Raw genomic sequence first — 20650 nt, 5'->3', positions numbered from 1 at the left:
CTTCCAAATCTTAAGAACCCGCCAAGAGTTTTCTTAAGATTCTATGAAGAATGGGAAATAGGTGATAAAATCCGTCCGAAGCGGGGAGCTTTCTACATAAATAACGCCATTGTGGCGTTCGACGATACTTTTGGAAATGGCAAGACCTAGGCCTGAACCGCCTGTATGCTGTGAACGAGACTTCTCTGCTCGATAGAATCGTTCAAAAATAAACGGAATATCGCTCTCTGCAATCATCTCTCCAAAATTGCTAATGCGGACAACCGCTTCATTTCCCCTTTTACTGAAACCAATCTCCACTTTCCCGCCGCTTCTACCGTAACGGATCGCGTTCGTAATCAAATTTTCATAAGCACGAACTAATTCTTTAGGGGAAGCCTCTATCCACAACTCACCAGCTTGGTCATCGATCTCATAGGTCATTTCAGCCTTTGTTAGTTCGGGAACTGACTCCTCCGCTAGCTGCCGTATAAATGCTTTTAAATCTAATCGCTCCATAACCAGAGGGTATTCCCCACTATTTACGCGTGTATATTCAAAAAGATCGTCGATCAGTTTACGCAGCACAAGGGATTTGTTGTAGGCTATGCTCACGTAATATCGTATTTCTACTTCTTCCTGGCATCGATCTTGCTCGATATATTCCAGAAAACCGAGGACAGAGGTAAGGGGGGTTCGTAAATCGTGGGAGACACCTGTGATCAAGTCATTTTTTGCATTCACTGCTTTACGTTCCTCTTCCACGGAGTGCTGCAAACGTTCAGCCATTTCATTAATATTCTCAGCCAGCACTCCCAGCTCGTCCGTGGTTCTGACTTCAATTCGGTGCGACATCCCGGAGCTTGTGATTTCCCGAATTCCTTTGGTGATCTCCTCCAGATACAGTACTATTTTACGAGTATAGATAAAAAAGAACAGCAAAAAGCTGATAATACCAGCTGCGGTCAGCAGTGGCATAGAGCCAATATGATTAATGATCCAGCGTAAGATACGTGAATAGGGAGCCGACTCTGACACTGGATTCAGATAGATCATGAAATTAACGAGCTGGTAACCTGCAAACAGCAGTAATCCACCGGAAAGCACACTAAGCAAAAAGGCGTATATAAACTTCCAACGAATCGTAGTTATATATTTTGAATTCAAGAAGCCTCACCTAATCCTTTCAGGAAGGTCCATCTAATTTATAGCCAACTCCCCAGACGGTTTGTATATAACGGGGGCGCTTCGAATCCACTTCGATTTTATCGCGGAGGTTACGAATATGTACCATAACAGTATTACCCCCATCTAAAAATGGTTCGTTCCACACCTTATCGTATATCTGCTCTAAGCTGAGCACTTGACCTTGGTGCCTTGCCAAAAGTTCTAAAATAGAAAATTCCCGGGGGGTCAGCTTAATCTTCTGCTGGTCTATATGTACCTCATGCTTAGACGTATCTATAGTTAAATCTTCAAAGCTCAGTTTGCTGTCATTCCCTAGGCTATTACTATCTTTATTGAAAGCGTGATAACGACGCAGCTGTGACTTAACTCGTGCCACAATCTCCAAAGGATTAAACGGCTTGCCCACGTAGTCGTCCGCTCCTATGCTAAGTCCTGAGATTTTGTCCATATCCGTATTTTTGGCTGAAAGGATGATAATTGGCATCTTCCGCTCTTCACGGATCTTCATACATGCAGCTAATCCATCCATCTTAGGCATCATGACATCAAGAATAATTAGATCTACTTCTTCCTTCTGCAGACACGCCAGTGCCTCCATCCCATCATAAGCTTTAAGCAGTCGATAGCCCTCATTACAGAGATAAATCGATAACAGCTCTACAATTTCCTTCTCATCATCTACTAACAATATCGTTTCTCTCTTCACAGGAGGGGGTTCCTTTCAAATATAGTAATAATTATCTTTAGCTTCTATATTAGCAGATCCATTGAACGTTTTTCCTCGAAAATAGAAACATGTACTTAAAATCGAACGACAATAAGTAGGTTACGCAAAAAAAGCGTACCCGCTCCACTCGTACTTAAACGAAATGGAACTGGTACCCTTTTAGAATTTAGTAAAAATATACTTACATCTCCAGCAGTCGAATCAGCTCATCCTCATCCTCGATGACCTGAATGCCCAGCTGCTGTGCTTTGGCCAGTTTACTACCTGCCTTCTCGCCGGCAATAACCAAATCCGTCTTCTTAGATACACTTCCAGACACCTTCGCTCCGAGCGCTTCCAGACGTTCTGCTGCTTCGTCACGTGTAAGCTTTTGTAATGAACCGGTCAACACTACCGTTTTTCCGCTAAAGAAGGAATCCGCGCTAACAGGACGTGGTGCCTCAGGAGCTTTTGCTTCAACCCCAAGCGCGCGCAACCGAGCAACGTTCGCCACGACTACAGGATCTGCGAAGAAGTTAACAATGCTCTCGGCGACAATCCCGCCAATGTCCGGCAACTCGGCAAGTTCTTCCGCTTTAGCCTGCATCACAGCATCCAGATCGCGGAAATGATCAGCCAGCATCTTAGTTGTTGCTTTACCTGTGTTAGGGATTCCTAACGCAAAGAGAAATGAGGCGAGATCGCGCCCTTTGCTATCCTCTAATGCTTGCAGCAAATTCTGTGCTTTTTTCTCCCCGAAACGGTTCAGCTGTACAAGCTGCTCAAAGGACAATTCATACAGATCCGCAGAGTCATGAACATTAAGCTCGTCGTAGAGCTGACCTGCCGTCTTCTCACTAAACGTCTCAATATCCATCGCATCTCGTGAAGCGAAATGGGTGATCCGACTAATAATTTGCGGTCTACAGTTCAGCTTATTATTACAGAAAAGATGCGCACCGCGCATTTCTAGCGGAAATCCACAAGCCGGGCAATCCTCAGGGAAAATAATTTCTCCTCCGTCATTCTCTTCCGTTACCTTGCCGAGAATTTCCGGGATAACATCATTAGAACGCCGAATAAACACTCGTGAACCTAAGGCGAATTTCAAGTTTTTGCGCTCAATATCGCCCACATTATTTAATGTGCAATTCTGTACGGTAACTCCAGCAAGCTCTACGGCTTCAACACGAGCTAAAGGAGTCACTTTACCTGTACGTCCTACATTCCAGCTAACAGACTCAAGCACGGTCGTTGTTTCTTCAGCTTCAAATTTATAAGCCACTGCCCAGCGAGGGAACTTGTCAGTGTAACCAAGAACTTCACGAATACGGAAATCGGTTACCTTGATAACCGCTCCATCAATGAGGTAATCAAGAGTTGAACGACTCTCCTCGATTCCGGCAAGCTGCTCAGTCACATCATCGAAATCATTACAGTAAGTCAGATAAGGATTTACTTTGAATTTGTTATTCCGCAGAAAATCCATCATCTCCTGATGATCGGCGAACTCTACACCTTCTCCAAAACCTACATTATAGAAATATGCATTCAAACGACGTTCTGCAGTAGTCTTCGGGTTTAGATTGCGCAGTGCACCTGCCGCCGCATTACGTGCATTCTTAAGCGGCTCTGCAGCCCGGGTATTATAATCAGCGAGCACAGACAGATTCATAATCCCTTCACCCTGAACCTCAATAACACCTTTTTTAAAAGGAATCGTTAATGGAACAGACTTGATGGTCTTCACCTGAGCAAGTATTCCTTCACCAATGACACCATTACCACGCGTCGATGCCTGTTCGAGAACACCATTCCGATAGGTTAGATTCAGCGTCAAGCCATCAAACTTCAGTTCTACTGCATAACAAGGATCAGGTAGAGGGTTGCCTGGGTTCTTAAGATTGTACTCATTCACTAAGCGAAGTACCCGCGTATTCCAGCTCCGCAGCTGTTCAATATTCTGTGCTTTATCGAGACTCCAAAGCGGAGCCAGATGCCTATGCGGCGTGAAGCCCTTAAGCAGCTCTCCACCTACACGTTGTGTAGGTGAATCCGGTAGTACGAAGCCACTCTCAGCCTCCAGTGCTACAAGCTTGTCGTATAAAACATCGTATTCCTTATCGCTGACTAGCGGAGCATCCAGCGTGTAATAGTGGTAATTATAATTATTTAACTCCGCAACAAGCTCTTCCATCACATGCATAGCATCCATGCAGGTACATCCCTCCGTCAATAAGTTTCCTAATGGTTAGCGTGGTCTAAATATCCGTTCGTTAATCGTTTCCTACTATTATTCCACCCTGGTAATCGGCGCAAACCCTGCAAGCAGTCGTTTTACACCCACTGGTGCCGGAAAAGCAATCTGCAGCTCCGTATCATTCCCGGTGCCCTTTACAGCTACAACGGTGCCAGTGCCCCATTTGCCGTGCGAAACTTTATCACCCGCTTTGTAATCGCCAGCAGCCGCAGCCCCTGCTCCAGTAGCGCGCTGTGCGCCTCCGGAGGTTACGGTCACGCTACTCTTACTTGTCGCTGCGGACGCTGTGCTTCCGCTGCCAATCGGCGCCGCACCAGCGGCTCCACCTCTACCGCCGAAGTTCCCACGACTGCCGCCACTGAAGCCGCGTCCGCCATAAGCACCGCCTACCTCCGAGCCTCCGCGTTGGAAGCGGTCCTGTGTCTTCGCGGTATCTTCCTTCAACTCCTCCGGAATCTCTTCAATGAAGCGGGACGGCTGATTCGCCGTCGTCCGCCCAAAGAGCGTACGCATCCGCGCGCAAGAGAGAAACAATTGTTTCTCGGCGCGGGTGATCCCTACATACGCAAGCCGTCGTTCCTCTTCGAGCTCATCGTTGTCTTGGAAGGCTCGGCTGTGCGGGAACACGCCTTCTTCCATCCCGACGATAAATACCGTTGGGAACTCCAGACCTTTGGCGCTGTGCATCGTCATCAGGACTACAGCGTCACTACGGTCCTCTTCATCATCATTCACACTATCAATATCTGCGATAAGTGCAAGATCCGTGAGGAAGGAGACAAGCGACTTGTCCTCGTTATTCTTTTCAAACTCCATCGTCACGGACAAGAACTCATCGATATTCTCTAGTCGCGAGCGAGATTCGAGAGTGTTTTCATTTTGCAGCTCCAAACGGTACTGTGACATCTCCAGTATTTTTTCCGTCAGTTCTGTTACGGACAAGAACTCCACCATACGGTGCAGGGCTTCAATCATATCGTAGAACTCTACTAGCATATTCCGCGTCCGTCCGGCAAAGCCCAAATCATCTACAGTTTGCAGTACGCGGAAAATAGAAACACCACGCTCACCAGCTGCAGCTGCCAGCTTACCAACCGTTGTATCCCCTAATCCCCGCTTAGGTACATTAATAATACGCGTCAGGCTGATATCATCATCAGGGTTAGACAACAAGCGTAAATAAGCGAGCAGATCTTTGATTTCTTTACGATCATAGAACTTAATCCCACCTACGATTTGATACGGAATATCAGATTTAATTAGAATTTCCTCGATTACCCGTGACTGGGCATTCGTACGATACAGTATCGCATGATTCTGGTAGGCTTGACCCTGTTTCACATTTTTGCTGATTTCTCCGGTTACAAAGTAACCTTCATCATGCTCGGAGTCCGCCCGGTACACCTTAATCTTGGCGCCTTCCTCGGAATCGGTCCACAGCTTCTTCGGCTTACGTCCACTATTGAGTGCGATCACACCATTGGCTGCATTCAAGATATTAGCAGTTGAACGGTAGTTCTGCTCTAGAAGAATGGTCTTCGCTTCTGGATAGTCCTCTTCAAAATTAAGAATGTTCGTAATATCCGCTCCGCGCCAGCGATAAATCGACTGGTCACTATCCCCTACCACACAAATCCGGTGGTGGCTATCAGCGAGCATACGGCATAACATGTACTGCGCTCTGTTCGTATCCTGATACTCATCCACGTGGATGTATTTGAATTTCTTTTGGTAGAAATCAAGTACCTCGGGAACTTCCTTAAACAGTTCGATGGTCTTCATAATCAAATCATCAAAATCAAGCGAGTTATTGCTTCTTAGACGTCTTTGATACATCTTATATACCTTTGCAACTAAGCCTTCAAAATAATCACCAACCTTCTGCTCATACTGCGCCGGAGTGATCAGCTCATTCTTGGATGCGCTAATGATAGCCTGCACAGCTTTTGGTTCGAATTTCTTCGTATCAATATTCAGTTCCTTCATACAGTTACGTATTACGGATAACTGATCTGTAGAGTCCAGAATGGAGAAGTTGGAGGTAAAACCAATCCGCTCGATATCCTTCCGCAAAATCCGAACACACATAGAGTGAAAGGTGGATACCCAGATATCTCTTCCCTCAGGTCCGACAAGCTTAGATACACGTTCCTGCATTTCCCGCGCGGCTTTATTCGTAAACGTAATCGCCAAAATCGCCCAAGGTGGCGCCTTTCGATTGGCAATCAGCCAGGCAATTCTATGAGTCAACACTCTCGTCTTCCCACTGCCCGCACCAGCCATAATCAAAAGTGGTCCTTCAGTAGTTTCGACAGCCTGTCTTTGTGGAGGATTCAGTCGACTTACTGCGTCTTGTATGCTAATAAGTTGCATGTGTAACATGCTCCTTTCTAAATATAAAATCACAAATCATAAGTAGTCCTAAAAATAACCACTAAGCATAAACGCCTTTGGCGTCCTTATAAGGACGGTAAGTGTTTATGCGAAAATATAAGGATAATGTATCACGTGAAACTTATACTTTCTTATATTTTAATCGAATTGCTCTTGTACTGTCTTTTTTACAGCCGCAACTGTTAGCAGTGCCTGCTGTACATCACTATAAATAATATTGCCGACCACTACTGTATCACATAGAGCTGCTGCCTGCTCGGCTTCCGCCTCACAAGTAATGCCCCCACCATAAAAAAGTTGGGCGTGATCCACCATTTCGCGTACTGTCCGCACAGTTTCCATATCCCCGAACCTACCGCTGTATTCAAGATAAACAATCGGCAGTGACATCAGCCTGTCCGCAACCTGAGCATAAGCGGCCGCTTCTTCAGCATCAATGGCCGTCTCAGCCCCTGTAATCCGTGCAACTGAAGAGGCACTATTCAGCACAATATAACCTTCCGTTAGAAGCGAATCCCATGGAATCATAAATCCATAGCGTTCAATAGCTCGGCGATGATGGCCTACAATCCAGGCTGGATCAGGCGTATTAAGCACCATAGGGATCATATAAAGATCAAATCCGGGTACAGCAGCTTCAAGTTCGGATACTTCTAGTGCACAGGGCAACTCAAACCCTCTTACTCTTGATAAGAGATCCACTGTATTCTCATAGGTTACTCCTGTAGAGCCCCCTATCAGTATGGCATCCGTGCCAGATAAGCAAACGGCCTCCAAATCCTCATCCGAAATCATCCGGTCAGGGTCTAGCTTAAACACATGCCGCCAAGGTTTGATCATTTGCTGCACTGATTTCATGAGAATCATCCTTAATAGTCATTTGGGCAAGACAAAGACACTCCTGCCGCCGCAAAAGATATAGATCTAGTCTATGCCAGCACAGCAGGTGTGTCAATTTAAAGCGAACAAAAATGCGAACATTTTTTCGTATTTTTTAATGGTAAAAAGTAGTCTAAGATTTCAACGTACACCTGAGATGTTAATCAAATCCTCTTCGGGTACAAAATCAGTGTAAAAACCATCCACGCCCATACGGGCCAGTTCCCTAATTTCAGCTTCTTCATTTACTGTATGAACATATACACGAGCGCCAGCCTTCTTCAGCTTTTTAACAAAGCTCTTGGTGGCTCGGCCAACTGGCATGGTAATATCCACACCTGTTTTATTAACAAACTCAATAACTTGTTCATCCGTATCCTTGGATTGGTACAGAGTGTAAAGCAATTCTGGAAAAGAATACACCTTATTGATCTCATCAAGCATCGACTGATTATATATTTGTGGAACAATCCGATCTAATATGGCTGGATCCCGGCGCTGCGCCGCTTCTACCAACAATGTAAATTGTTTATTTATAAGTTCGGGTTTGATTTCTTTCGTATCGGTCACGATATAAGCATCTGGATAATGCTGCATCAGATCAAGCAACTTCTCGACATCGATCGGGGAGTATATATTCAGGATTGGGCTGTCCATGAATTCCTTATAATCTAGTACTACCCCTTGTTTATTAGCAGGAAGAACATCCAACTGACCTAAAAGCTTACTCATGTTGCCTGACCACTCATGCCTACCTACTAGCTGATCATCAGCCGATAATAACAAGTCTACTTCAAATACGCGAGTTCCCTGTGCATAATTAGCAACAAATGCTTCAAAAGCATTGGTGTACGTATGACCGTTAATGCCACCCATGGCATGTGCTATGACCTTGTGAGCTTCAAAGCCGCTTGCAGGCTGTTCATCTTCATTACTAAAAGCGATTACAAGTAACATGATAAGAGCTCCAATTACAATTACAGTAGCAACAATCTTTTTCTTATCCATAGTTGATAGTTTCCTTTGCGAAGTTTAGATTATGAAACAATAGAAAAACAATACCCCGCTCTACCATAGGTAGAAACGGGGATCGTATAAAAGTTTAATAAATCCAAAATAAGTGCAGGAATCAATAAGCATTTTTGTTGACGAAGCCGTTGCGAATCGTTTTGAAAATAATTCGAATGTCAAACAGTAAAGACCAGTTCTCGATATAGAAAATATCGTGTTTGATCCGCTCCTCGATGGAAGTGTCACCGCGAAGTCCATTGCTCTGTGCCCAGCCTGTGATTCCAGGTCGTACATGGTGCTTAACCATATACTTCGGAATTTCATCACGGAACTGTTCCACATAATATGGGCGTTCTGGTCGAGGTCCCACCACACTCATATGTCCCAGCAACACATTAAAAAATTGCGGAAGCTCATCTAGACTTGTCTTACGGATAAAGGTCCCGAATCTTGTTCTACGAGGATCTTCCCGCGTACTCCAGCCTGTATCCTCTTCACCATCCTGCTGCATCTTCATGGAGCGGAACTTATACATCATAAAATTACGACGGTTCAGTCCCACACGTTCCTGCCGGAATATAATCGGTCCCGGAGAGGTCAGTCGGACACCAAGAGCCACGATAAGCATCACTGGAGAGATCATAATAATTGCGAACAAAGAGAACACAATATCAAACAATCTTTTTGCCATCTTATTACCCGTCATATCTAGTGGAATATCACGAACATTAATCATTGGCATGCCTGCAAAGTTATCAAAGTAAGGGCGGGCTGGTAAGTAGTCAAAAAAGTCAGGGATAATCAGTGTGCGTACACCTGCTTTTTCACAGGCCGCAATAATTGAAGGATACTTCGAATGCGCATCAAGCGGCAGAGCAAGTATAACCTCATCCACAGGCAGCATCTCTAGCATTCCAGACAACTGGTCAACTGTTCCTAGAATCGGTTTATATCGTTGCTCTTCAATTCCATCCCAAGTATGATAGTCATCCAAGAAGCCAATCGCTTCATATCCAAGCTCAGGGTATTGCTCTAGATTATTGTAGAATCTTTTGCCTAGCGTACCTGCACCGATGATAAGTACAAACTGTCGGTTGAAGCCTTTTTCGCGAAAAGATTTAAGCATCTTCTTCAGTACATAACGGTACAGCATAATAGAAAGAATGTTCAATCCCATGTAAAGAGCTAGATATGTTCGGGAGATATTTATTTCTTTCACGAAAAACATCAGACCGAGCAGAATGAAAATGCCCATAATATGCACTTGGAAAATCTTAATGAATTCATCGACAAACCGTTTCTTACGCTTCGGCAAATACAGCGACAGCAGTATACCGACTAACACTGCAATTCCGCCATAAATCATACTCCAGTAAGCGTACGACTCTACAGGCAACGGGTTTTCGTACTCCATCCAACCACTTCTAAACTTTAGCCACCAGGCTATAAGGAAGGACAGCTGGATGACAAGAAAGTCAGCCACCATATAGAGCTGTGTCAAAAATTTCTGATTACGCCGAATCATAAATTCACCTCAGTATTCTTTTCGTTACGTGCACCTGTTTCATTAGCGGAGTTAAGACTCTGTGCAGGTGATGGAACTCTTTTAGGAGAGATTAAGGCATTCCGCAAAAGAGAAAGTGCGAACTTCACGCCAACTCCAGCATATACTGTTCCATTTATCATACTGTTGTACTTCTTACTATAATGCTTACGATGAAATAAAATCATTGCCCGGTGGAATTCATAGACGATCTTAAACGGTCTTCGTCTGGCGCTGCCGCCTTTAAGATGTACGATAGCAGTCTTCGGATAATAATAAATCTCCCAACCAGCCTCTTTAATACGATAACACCAATCTAAATCCTCACCGTACATAAAAAACTCTTCATCCAATCCACCCACCTGGTTAATCGTCTCCCGCCGCAGCAGCATAAACGCACCAACCAGACAATCTATCGGGTAATCAAGATCAGGGTCCAGATAACCTAACTGGTAACCGTTAAACCTTGGACGATCCGGAAATAGCTTACTAAATCCAAAAGCATAATAGAACGAAGCAGACGGTGTAGGAAACCCCCGCTTGCAAGCTTTATCTAGCGAGCCATCCGGTAAAATAATCTTGCACCCTGACGCTCCTACATCAGGCCGACTATCCATAAAGGAGATCATCGTCTCTAGCGTATCCTTACGTACCACCGTATCTGAATTCAGCAGCAGCACATACCGTCCGGATGAAGCTTCCATCCCCTGATTATTAGCACGGGCAAAACCGACATTGTCGTTATTTGCGATCAACATTACACCTGGAAACTCTCTACTAATCTTCTCTACCGAATCATCATTGGAATTGTTGTCTATTAAAATAATCTCATAGGAATAGTTCGTTGCTGAGTCATACACCGACCTGAGACAATCCATCGTCAGGCGACACGTGTTGTAATTAACAATAAGTATGCTTACATCTACATTCACTGCGTAACGCTCCTGACAAATATAGTAATCTACCGACAATAATTATAACATAAAACCTCCCTGAGAGGAGGTGACGTTTCAGGGAGGTTTTTCCAGATGTGGTTTAGCTTTCGTGTTTCTTTCTCTCTTTTATCGCGGCTTGTATATACTCCCGCTTCTTTTTTAACGCAGGGAGCTGAGTAAAAAAGGACTTCCACGCTGTAATTAACTGTGGCTCTCTCAGAAGCATATAACCATGAGCTGCAATTTCATAGGGGAGAGAAATGAAGATTGTCTTCAGCATAGTTCGAGTCGGTTCATTCTTGTAGATCATTTTGTAGCGGTTAATGTAAGATATTCGTCGGATGAACAACGGCTTAGTGTTACGACCAGACGTTTTCCAGCCACGTTCGTGATACCCGATCGCCTCAGCATCATAATATCCCTGCCAGCCGAATATCTCCGCCCTCCAAGCCACATCCACATCTTCCTTATAGGCAAAAAAGTCTGCATCAAAAAAATCGCCATCAACACTTATGTCGTTGATCATCCGTCGAGAATACATCGCAGCCGCTCCAGATACACCGAATACAGGACCCGATTGCGTCCATTGGTCAGCTGGCTCACCCGCACCGCGATCAAATGCACGGCGTGCTCTGTTCATTCGGAGACCCGTGCTGTCTACCAGCCCATGATCCGCCTTCAGCAAAAGCTTGCCTGTGGCGCTGCCGATCTGTGGATTGGCTTCCATTTGTGCAATGAGTCTAGAAACATAGTCAGGAGCCAGCGTTAGGTCAGGGTTAAGAACGAGCACATAATCTGTATCAGTCGCGGCTATGGCCTGATTGTGGGCTGGGGCGAAGCCTGTGTTAAGCTCATTCTCCAGAAGGTCAATTGTTGGATATTGCTTTATCTCCCTTGCGGAGTTCATAGCTTCATGCCCCACCAAGAATGCAGCGGGTGAGTCCGAGTTAAACTGGTGATAGAACGTTCTGACCTTATCCGCCGAACCATCAGTTGAAGCGTTGTCCACTACGACAATTTTTTTGACCAAATAATCCTGTGCCATTACTGCCTCTATACAATCTATGATGTCGTCAGCACTATTATAGGTGACGATATGTACACTAACTGATTTGTTGTTCATGGGTATCCTCGACTTCGTGATTTCTTGTTAACTACCTACTCCCTTCCTATTATAGCGAAAGAATACAAAAAACTCCCGCATCGTTATGAACGATTTGGGAGTTTCATTTGCTACTATCTTATTCTTTTAGCTCTAAGAGGAAATCTCTCAGGCCCTCACGCCAAGATCGAATATCCTGAAAACCGTTCGTACGTATCGACAGATGCTCCATCACCGAATTCCGAGGACGTGGTGCAGGTCGCGGGAACTGTTCCGTAGCACACGGTTCAAGCTTAGCGGTGAATTTCAAACCCAAAATATCCTCAGCCTCTGCAAAGATAGCCTGTGTAAATTCAAACCAAGTACATGAGTCGCTATTTGACGCATGGTATACACCATACTTCTCAGTTTGGATAAGCTCAAGCAAGAAACGAGCTAAATCAACTGTATAGGTAGGCGAACCCTTTTGGTCATCGACTACTTGAAGCATTGGCTTTTCTTGACCCAGCTTTAGCATTGTTTTGACAAAGTTATTCCCGTATTTACCATACACCCATGATGTGCGTACGATGAAATACTTAGAGGAGAGGGATTGAACGAGCACCTCGCCCGCACGTTTCGATTTACCATATATACTCTTAGGATCTGTATTATCATACTCATGGTAAGGCTGTACTCCCAAACCATCAAATACGTAATCCGTACTAATGTATACCAGCTTAGCTCCAGCTTTTTCAGAAGCTAGCGCTACGTTTCGACTGCCCGTTGCATTGATTAAATAAGCAGCATCGATTTCACTTTCTGCCGCATCTACTGCCGTATGCGCTGCACAATGAATGACAGCATCCGGTCCAAACTCACCAATAACCTGGATACACTGATCCAGATCGGTGATGTCCATCTCCTGACGGTCGCAGCCCATCACTTGGTGACCTTGTTGTTGGAGTAGTAAAACTACGTCCTGACCCAATTGTCCGGCCGCGCCTGTAACAAGTACCTTCAGTTGCGCCATTATAGAGATTCTCCCAAACGATCGCCATACTGTAATTCAGCGTACTTTTGATATTCCCCAGATTGAATGCGAGTCCACCACTCGCGGTTATTGAGATACCATTGGATGGTTTCTTTAATGCCTGTTTCAAACGTATGTTTCGGCTTCCATCCCAGTTCGTTCATAATCTTAGTTGGATCTATACCGTACCGACGATCATGACCCGGACGGTCTTGAACATAAGTAATCAGAGAATCGGGTTTGCCCAGTTCTTGTAATACCGTATTAACGATATGCACATTCGTACGCTCATTATTGCCACCGATGTTATAAACCTCACCATTTACGCCCTCATGAATAACCAAATCAATCGCGCTGCAGTGATCCTCAACATACAACCAGTCGCGAATATTCATCCCATCGCCATAAACAGGCAATGCTTGATCAGCAAGTGCGCGGGAAATCATTAGTGGGATAAGCTTCTCAGGAAATTGGTATGGGCCATAATTGTTTGAACAGCGAGTGATATTCACTGGCAGTCCGAACGTTTCGTGATATGCACGAACAAGCAAGTCTCCACCTGCTTTACTTGCCGAATAAGGGCTGTTAGGAGTAAGTGGAGTTTCCTCGGTGAACAATCCAGTTGCACCAAGTGAACCGTATACCTCATCCGTAGATACTTGAACGAACTTTGTCACACTGTATTTTTTTGCCGCATCCAAAAGCACTTGTGTTCCAAGTACATTCGTCTTCACAAACACTTCAGGTTCCAAAATACTCCGATCCACGTGAGACTCAGCCGCGAAATTAACTACTACGTCAATACCTTGGCTCATTAAGGAATCGATCGCCTGAACATCAGTAATGTCAGCTTTAACAAAGGTATAGTTAGGGTGATTCTCGATTGACTTCAAATTTTCCAGATTACCTGCGTACGTCAACGTATCTACATTAACGATTTGATAATCAGGATGTTGTTGCAGCATGTATAATACAAAGTTGCTGCCGATAAATCCGGCTCCACCGGTAACTAGCAGTTTCATTTATAGCCCACCTTTTGTTCAATGAAATGTTATGTTTATAATTCGAAGTTAAGTTCCGCGTCCATCAGTACAGGATGACGTTGATCTTTATCCGATAATATCGGACTAGAAGTCGGCCAATCAATACCTAACGCTGGATCATTCCATAATATGCCACGATCATTCTCAGGGGAATAATATTCGTCCACCTTGTATAACACTTGGGTATTAGGGACCAACGTGCAGAAGCCATGCGCGAAGCCTTTAGGTACAAGCAGTTGGCGTTTGTTATATTCGCTAAGTATTACTCCGACCCATTGACCAAATGTAGGAGAATTACGACGAATATCTACGAATACATCATAAATAGCGCCGGTTAAGACACGAATTAACTTTGTTTGGGCCTTTGGGTTCAACTGGTAGTGTAGACCACGCAGGACACCAACCTCTGCAGAGAGGGATTGATTGTCTTGGATGAATTTGTTGTTTACGCCGAGCTTATGCATGGTTTCTTCATTGTAGCTTTCCATAAAAAAACCCCGGTTGTCACCATGGACAACCGGTTCTAGTAGGCTTGCGCCTTGTAACTTCAAAGGAGTGACATTCATCTTGGAGCTCCTCCTCGTTTCTATAGTTTTAATTTACCAAATTCTTCATCAAACAGAATATCCTTGGCCAATTCATTAGCTCTCGCTAGTGACGAATGCGTACCCGCATCAGTCCACCAACCGCCCAGTACATCATACGTCAGTTCATTTCTTTTAATATATGCATTATTTACATCCGTTATTTCAAGTTCTCCTCGATTTGAAGGAGTAAGCTTCTTAATTATTTCGAAGACTTTACTATCAAACATGTAAATTCCAGTAACGGCATATCCACTTTTCGGAGCGGTAGGCTTCTCCTCAATGGATATGATATTATCGCCCTTCAGTTCAGGCACACCGAAACGCTGTGGATCGGAGACCTCTTGGATTAATATCTTAGCTCCAGTTCCTTGAGCTTTAAAGTTCTCAATATATTGAGAAATATCCTCTTCAAATACGTTGTCCCCAAGAATAACAACACTTTGGTCATATCCAACAAATTGTTCTGCAAGACCAAGCGCTTGAGCAATACCGCCAGCTTCATCCTGAACTTTATAGGTAAAAGAAGCACCCATAGAGTTTCCACTCCCAAGCAGATTTACCACATCACCCATATGCTCTTTACCAGTAACAATTAAAATATCTTGGATACCAGCCTGTTTGAGCTTATAAATTGCGTGAAAGATCATCGGGTATTTGCCTACTGGGAGAAGATGTTTGTTGGTCACTTTTGTTAGAGGGTATAGACGAGAGCCCGTACCTCCTGCTAGGATTATGCCTTTCACTAAAATAACCTCCAGCTATTTGTAAGTATTATAATAAATTTTCTATTAGATTAAATGAATTTTTTAATAACAACAACTAGAATAGCAAACAATATAACTGTAGCCAAAATATGTTTATCATTTAATAATATTTCCTCAGGTTTCCCACCAGCATTTTTCATATGGATTAAGTAATAATACCTAAAAATCCCGTATAACACGAAAGGAATAGTAAACATCATTGCTGGCTCTTCCGACGCGGCATACATAGAATAAAACATAATCAGAACGCCAGTAATAATAGTCATTAGTTGATCTAGCATTTCCACACTATAGAAATTTAAGACTTTTCGTTGATTTGAGGGATCATTTTTAAATAACAATAGCTCATGTCTTCGCTTTCCAAGTGCTAAGAACAAAGAAAGTCCAAGAGTACATAAAATAAACCAAGAAGTAAGAACACCATCCACAGCTAAGGCTCCTGTAACAGCTCTTAAAACAAAACCCGCTGCTATAATCATGACATCAATTAGTACTACATGTTTTAAATAAAGGCTATACGAGAGATTCATTACGAAATATGCAAGTACTGCTAGTATTACAGAGTAGTTAATAGAATAGGCTAATCCAATAGCTATAATAAAAGTAATAATCCCGATCATAATCGCCGCAGGGATACTTATCGCACCTGATGCGATCCGTCTATGACACTTTTCTGGATGTAGTCTATCTTTTTCAACATCTACTATATCATTGATAATATATATCGTACTTGCCATAAAAGAAAATGAAAGAAACGCTAAAAAAGCATCTATCAAGGTAGAAGGATTTAAAATCGCTCCTGAAAAAATTGCTGACGCAAATACAAGTAAATTTTTCGTCCATTGTTTAATGCGCATTTCAAAAAGTATATCCGATATAACGGTAAGCAATGTTCTTTTTTTCTGAAATACAAGTTGGTGATCCAAATTAGACACTCCTACTAAAGAAGATATATTATATATCCTAATAAAATTCCCAGAACAATCCCGCCGGCCACTTCAATTTTGGTATGTCCTATTCTTTCTCTTAATTTGATAGCAGATGATTCTGAAGTAAGCAGATTAATGTTCTCGGCATGTTGTCCAACATATTTCCTCAGACCCGTAGCATCAAAGATAACTATCATTATCAGGGCAATACCCAGGCCAAAGACCGGAGAATCAAAACCCTCTCTTAATCCAATCAGCCATGTAATTGTGGTTACTACTGTAGTATGATTGCTAGGAAATCCACCATTCCCAATATATCCATGAGCAGCCTTACCAAAACGATATCTATTGATTAAATATTTTAAAGTACCCGCTACAAACCAAGCTACAAAAGGAACAAAACAATAATACATCATTTTTATCTCCTATTCATATATAAACATAAATCAGATTTGTTGGAAACACTCGATGTATTTGGTTGCAGCACTCTCCACTCCGAATAGCTCATTGATTATTCTCTTGTCTTTAATGTATTTATCCTTATTTTCCAAAACTTTAATGATAGCTTCAGCTAGTTGTTGTACATCTTTCAACCCAGCCGTTTCCCCCATCATAGTCCTTCTGGTTATCTCTCTCACTCCAGGTAAGTCTGAGGCAACCACTGGTACACCAGCAAGCATCGCTTCAACTTGCACCATCCCAAAAGCTTCAAGAGAGTTTGTACTAGGAAGTACAAATAGGTCTAAAGAATAATAAAAATCAATCAGTTGTTGTGTAGATAACCTTCCCAAGAATTTCACATAGGTTTCATCCCAGCCAATATTTAATTTCAAGTCCTCATAAATGCTTCCACCAGCAATATTATTGTAATCGCCAGCAATTAAGAATTGAACATTCGGTAATACTTTTTTCACAATGGGAGCAGCTTGCAGTAGAATATCTATACCTTTTTCCTCAACTATCCTACCACAAAAACCTATATATGTTTCTTCTTTCTGAGATCTTTCACGAGAAGTATCGAATTCTTTATAAAACGATGAAGTAGGATGTATCTCCAACCATTTATCTTTAAAATCAGGTAGCACTCTTGAGCTCTTTGCATAATCATAGGAACTGACCACAATTTTCCTGGCTCTTTTAAAACTCGATCGAGAGGATTTATCCATTAGTTTCACTATAATGGAATTCACGAAAGATTGAGGCAAATTCACATCACATTGATAAGTTAGAATCAGTTTTTCTTTACTCGTTAGGTGACTGATAATACCTGCCTCAGCCATTGGTTGATGTAGATTTACTATATCAGCATTTTTTTGAAGTTTATGAAACTTGCGTAAATAATCCAGGCTAATATAACCCTTGCTTACTTTAAATAATAGATTAGCACGAACTACTTTAACGCCATTAATCTCTTCAAACTCTAAAAGATGACTCTCGTGCTTAGCTGTTAGTACCGTTACCTCATGTTCCTTTGCCAACTCTTCGGCTAAAGACTTAGCACATTCAGAGAGGCCGCTTATATATGGGTAATAATAATTAAGAACAATTAATATCTTTAATCTCATTTTGTTTACCTCTTCTTTGTATTAAACACAAAAAGTTTATTAACACCAAAAGTCGCAATAATAATAGCTAAACTGAGAAAGACTCTTGAAAAATTCACATTGTAATGCAACGTGGATACCAGTAAATAAAACAGTATGTTATCTATAAGTAAGGATACCAGTCTCACAATAAAAAATTTAATCAGCTGCTTACCGTCTTTATTTTCCGAGGAGTCAGATTTAAAAACAAACTTCTTATTAAGAATGTAGTTTACAAATACAGCAAATATATAACTAACTATATTCGCGACAATATAGTACATCCCCAAACTCTCTAACCAAAAAAATGCCAACAGATTTATACCTGTCGTCACAGCTCCCCAGAATCCATACTTAATAAATTCTATTATATTTTTGATATTTTTTTGTTTTTTTTCGTTGGAAACAGTTGAACCTGTCAAATAAAACACCAACTATCGCTTAATTTAGGCTGGATAAATTATTTATTTTTCATATTAATATCGAGGTGCCTAAGTATAAACCCGAAATTCCTGTTATCACCAGTATCTACAGTATTCAATTTCCCATCTGATATAATTGATACACTTATGCTTTCACGAGGCTTTAAGTTTATCAATTCAGTTGTGATAGTAGTATCGGCCCCCCCTTCAGCGATCAACTTTTCTTTAGCGTATACTTTAATATCACGATTATCAAATATTCCCTTCTCAGTTTTCAAAGATATTGTCAGATTTTGTTCGTTATCAGTCGCATTAAAAAGTGATAATTCTGATTTATTAGAACTTGTCCATCTAAAATATCCAACCCCATCTTTTTCAAGATTATAAAATCCATCAGTTGGCCTAATCGCTATTGTAGGAGCATAAAGCAATACATACTTACTGTTATGCCAGAGAACATTTTCAGAATTAGATAAAAAAGAATAATAATCCTGCATGGAAACAACTGAATATTTAGTATTTTCAAATTGGTGTGGAGCAAGGAAACTAAAATAGGAATAATCAACTTCTGATGTTTTATTATGCTTAATTGGGACATCTTTCAATGCATATACAATAGCATGCTTATCTGCCGGAGAACTGCTCGTTATCCCTATAGGCTCATCTAGTGGAACCATATTAGCAGCGTTACGTAGTTCCATAGCTGAATGATCAAAATAATATATATTACTTCCCTTATAATTCTGATAGACAGTCATAAGATTCATACCAGCAACAATTATTAATGTACAACTCAATATTATTTTCTTGATATAAGATTTTTTGAGTTTGAGTTTCCAACCATCAGCAAAATACGCGAAGAAAATAACTACAAAAGGAGCTATCGTCGTAATATGCTTCATCTCCGCATAAGCATTTGAACTTAATCTTAAATAGATTTCATTCATGAAGAAAAATAAGATAATACCCAGAACTGCATATTTATCCCCATTTTTTTTTCGAAACATACCAACACAAATTACTGTTAAAAATAACAAAGGAAGTATAATCATGAGAAAATCATAACCCAACTGAATCGTTCGAGAGAACATCCCAAAAGAAGATACTGCTGCCTTTAAGCGTTCATAATCAGGTGCACCATACAAGTTACTAATAAGTTGTTTAAAGGGCATCATTCTTCCAAAATAAGCATCAATACTTCCAGAATCAACCATAACGCTTTTTAAGATATTCACATTAAACCTTGCCGCAATAAACATCCCCACAGGATTAAGAAGAAAAGATAACGCGCCAACTTTCAGAGATTCTAACAACACTCTTATTTTCATACCAGTTTCAGCATTAATAATCTTACAAAGAGTAATAATCACATAGATAAAAAACAAGTAAACTGCATATTCAGCATAGACTGTTAGAGTACCAACCAATAATAAAGCTGCTAAAAAAACAAACCCTTTTTGTTTCTTTCTTGGATTTACCACTAAATACAAGCCTGAAAAACTTAGTAGACATGTTATACCATAAATTTGAGGTGCATACTGGGAGAATATAAGAAAGACCCATAAACCACCAGCCGCAAATATCATTGAAGTATACAGAGAAGTCCTTTTACTTACATCCAAGCAATAAGACAATAGAAAATAACACGAAAAAATTGTCAAAGTGCCTAGTGTGTTCGAAAATAAATAGAATATTTCATGTGATTCAAGTTGAAAGATACACATGAAGAATGAGCCTAAAAGATCTGTACCAAATCTTGTGTTAGTGATCATATAATTAGCAAGAGAATTGAAGGGTACTTCTGAAGAATAAACAATAGGCTCAGTTATTCTATGTGATTTAAGCCAATCCATGCTTGACAGATAGAATGCAATATCATTGTTAGAATTCTGCAAGCTTAACAGCTCACCCTTGGAAATAATCGGAAACTGAAGAATAAATAAAGAGCTTAAAATAATAAGCAACAAATATTTATTCTCGAACATTGTCTTTAACCAAAGCACTCCAATATCCTTTATAAAATAGAGGGTGCATATTAATATGAATAAAAGGCCGGGAGCTATTACTTTTACCGGAAAAACAAGTGAAAGAAGTTGAATTATGCAGGTTAAAAAAACTGCTCCTAACACAGGAATGAAACTACAAAAACCTGTGTTAAAAAATAAATTTCTATCAAATCTAAATATTCTGAAACATAATAAACCAAAAACACAAAAAGTTAATATCATTAAAAATGATAATAAAATTGATAACATTACTTTTAACTCCCTCTATAATTATCTACAAAAAAGCACCACAATGAGAATTAGATTA

18 protein-coding genes are annotated in these 20650 nt (G+C 41.5%); all 18 read right to left on the bottom strand.

Annotated features, from left to right (window positions below):
• Positions 1-33: 33 nt before the first annotated feature.
• On the bottom strand, positions 34-1146 hold the full coding sequence (locus tag MKX60_RS06520; protein WP_076286910.1) for a sensor histidine kinase: 1113 nt from the start codon (positions 1144-1146) through the stop codon (positions 34-36).
• A 19-nt stretch (positions 1147-1165) separates the two neighbouring features.
• The gene (locus MKX60_RS06515) at positions 1166-1873 is read right to left on the bottom strand and encodes a response regulator transcription factor (RefSeq protein ID WP_076297845.1); all 708 of its coding nucleotides are present in this window, start codon (positions 1871-1873) and stop codon (positions 1166-1168) included.
• Positions 1874-2075: 202 nt separating this feature from the next.
• Entirely contained in the window at positions 2076-4088 is a 2013-nt protein-coding gene (ligA, locus tag MKX60_RS06510) for an NAD-dependent DNA ligase LigA (protein WP_341059373.1), read from the bottom strand.
• 78 nt (positions 4089-4166) lie between these two features.
• The gene (gene pcrA / locus MKX60_RS06505) at positions 4167-6506 is read right to left on the bottom strand and encodes a DNA helicase PcrA (protein ID WP_341059372.1); all 2340 of its coding nucleotides are present in this window, start codon (positions 6504-6506) and stop codon (positions 4167-4169) included.
• A 159-nt stretch (positions 6507-6665) separates the two neighbouring features.
• Positions 6666-7385, bottom strand: coding sequence for a heptaprenylglyceryl phosphate synthase (locus tag MKX60_RS06500; protein WP_341059371.1), 720 nt, complete (start codon positions 7383-7385; stop codon positions 6666-6668).
• Positions 7386-7547: 162 nt separating this feature from the next.
• Positions 7548-8414 (bottom strand): phosphatidylinositol-specific phospholipase C/glycerophosphodiester phosphodiesterase family protein, encoded by an 867-nt coding sequence (locus MKX60_RS06495; RefSeq protein WP_341059370.1) that lies wholly within the window; start codon positions 8412-8414, stop codon positions 7548-7550.
• Between the two features lie 121 nt (positions 8415-8535).
• On the bottom strand, positions 8536-9942 hold the full coding sequence (locus MKX60_RS06490; protein WP_076286915.1) for an undecaprenyl-phosphate glucose phosphotransferase: 1407 nt from the start codon (positions 9940-9942) through the stop codon (positions 8536-8538).
• On the bottom strand, positions 9939-10838 hold the full coding sequence (locus MKX60_RS06485) for a glycosyltransferase family 2 protein (RefSeq protein ID WP_371915756.1): 900 nt from the start codon (positions 10836-10838) through the stop codon (positions 9939-9941). The genes MKX60_RS06490 and MKX60_RS06485 overlap by 4 nt, the downstream gene beginning before the upstream one ends.
• Positions 10839-10995: 157 nt before the next feature.
• Positions 10996-12018, bottom strand: a complete 1023-nt coding sequence (locus MKX60_RS06480; protein WP_341059369.1) for a glycosyltransferase family 2 protein — start codon at positions 12016-12018, stop codon at positions 10996-10998.
• A 118-nt stretch (positions 12019-12136) separates the two neighbouring features.
• The gene (gene rfbD / locus MKX60_RS06475; protein ID WP_341060276.1) at positions 12137-13000 is read right to left on the bottom strand and encodes a dTDP-4-dehydrorhamnose reductase; all 864 of its coding nucleotides are present in this window, start codon (positions 12998-13000) and stop codon (positions 12137-12139) included.
• Positions 13001-13008: 8 nt separating this feature from the next.
• Positions 13009-14031, bottom strand: coding sequence for a dTDP-glucose 4,6-dehydratase (gene rfbB / locus MKX60_RS06470; RefSeq protein ID WP_341059368.1), 1023 nt, complete (start codon positions 14029-14031; stop codon positions 13009-13011).
• Positions 14032-14066: 35 nt separating this feature from the next.
• Complete coding sequence (gene rfbC, locus MKX60_RS06465) at positions 14067-14618, bottom strand: dTDP-4-dehydrorhamnose 3,5-epimerase (protein ID WP_341059367.1); 552 nt, start codon at positions 14616-14618, stop codon at positions 14067-14069.
• A 20-nt stretch (positions 14619-14638) separates the two neighbouring features.
• On the bottom strand, positions 14639-15382 hold the full coding sequence (locus tag MKX60_RS06460; protein ID WP_341059366.1) for a sugar phosphate nucleotidyltransferase: 744 nt from the start codon (positions 15380-15382) through the stop codon (positions 14639-14641).
• Positions 15383-15432: 50 nt separating this feature from the next.
• Positions 15433-16329, bottom strand: a complete 897-nt coding sequence (locus tag MKX60_RS06455; protein WP_341059365.1) for a decaprenyl-phosphate phosphoribosyltransferase — start codon at positions 16327-16329, stop codon at positions 15433-15435.
• Positions 16330-16343: 14 nt separating this feature from the next.
• Positions 16344-16745: a divergent PAP2 family protein gene (locus tag MKX60_RS06450; RefSeq protein WP_341060275.1), complete on the bottom strand. Its 402-nt coding sequence runs from the start codon at positions 16743-16745 to the stop codon at positions 16344-16346.
• Between the two features lie 33 nt (positions 16746-16778).
• Positions 16779-17897 carry a glycosyltransferase family 4 protein gene (locus tag MKX60_RS06445; RefSeq protein WP_341059364.1) on the bottom strand — a complete coding sequence of 373 codons (1119 nt, stop codon included), beginning with the start codon at positions 17895-17897 and terminating at the stop codon, positions 16779-16781.
• 5 nt (positions 17898-17902) lie between these two features.
• Entirely contained in the window at positions 17903-18346 is a 444-nt protein-coding gene (locus MKX60_RS31660) for a GtrA family protein (RefSeq protein WP_445670744.1), read from the bottom strand.
• A gap of 29 nt (positions 18347-18375) precedes the next feature.
• The gene (locus MKX60_RS06440) at positions 18376-20592 is read right to left on the bottom strand and encodes a hypothetical protein (protein WP_341059363.1); all 2217 of its coding nucleotides are present in this window, start codon (positions 20590-20592) and stop codon (positions 18376-18378) included.
• Positions 20593-20650: the final 58 nt, after the last annotated feature.

The sequence above is a fragment of the Paenibacillus sp. FSL R5-0914 genome, assembly GCF_038004525.1.
In the GTDB taxonomy this organism is placed as follows: Bacteria; Bacillota; Bacilli; order Paenibacillales; family Paenibacillaceae; genus Paenibacillus_AQ.
Note: the sequence above shows the minus strand (reverse complement) of the source record. Positions and strands in the feature narration are given on the sequence as shown.

Bases quoted from the DNA above. Each gene is read 5' to 3' on its own strand.
- MKX60_RS06480 (WP_341059369.1), bottom strand. From the start codon at position 12,018: ATGAACAACAAATCAGTTAGTGTACATATCGTCACCTATAATAGTGCT.
- MKX60_RS06445 (WP_341059364.1), bottom strand. From the start codon at position 17,897: ATGAGATTAAAGATATTAATTGTTCTTAATTATTATTACCCATATATA.
- rfbC (WP_341059367.1), bottom strand. From the start codon at position 14,618: ATGAATGTCACTCCTTTGAAGTTACAAGGCGCAAGCCTACTAGAACCG.
- MKX60_RS06500 (WP_341059371.1), bottom strand. From the start codon at position 7,385: ATGAAATCAGTGCAGCAAATGATCAAACCTTGGCGGCATGTGTTTAAG.
- MKX60_RS06440 (WP_341059363.1), bottom strand. From the start codon at position 20,592: ATGTTATCAATTTTATTATCATTTTTAATGATATTAACTTTTTGTGTT.
- MKX60_RS06485 (WP_371915756.1), bottom strand. From the start codon at position 10,838: ATGGATTGTCTCAGGTCGGTGTATGACTCAGCAACGAACTATTCCTAT.
- MKX60_RS06490 (WP_076286915.1), bottom strand. From the start codon at position 9,942: ATGATTCGGCGTAATCAGAAATTTTTGACACAGCTCTATATGGTGGCT.
- pcrA (WP_341059372.1), bottom strand. From the start codon at position 6,506: ATGCAACTTATTAGCATACAAGACGCAGTAAGTCGACTGAATCCTCCA.
- MKX60_RS06495 (WP_341059370.1), bottom strand. From the start codon at position 8,414: ATGGATAAGAAAAAGATTGTTGCTACTGTAATTGTAATTGGAGCTCTT.
- rfbB (WP_341059368.1), bottom strand. From the start codon at position 14,031: ATGAAACTGCTAGTTACCGGTGGAGCCGGATTTATCGGCAGCAACTTT.
- MKX60_RS06450 (WP_341060275.1), bottom strand. From the start codon at position 16,745: ATGTATTATTGTTTTGTTCCTTTTGTAGCTTGGTTTGTAGCGGGTACT.
- ligA (WP_341059373.1), bottom strand. From the start codon at position 4,088: ATGGATGCTATGCATGTGATGGAAGAGCTTGTTGCGGAGTTAAATAAT.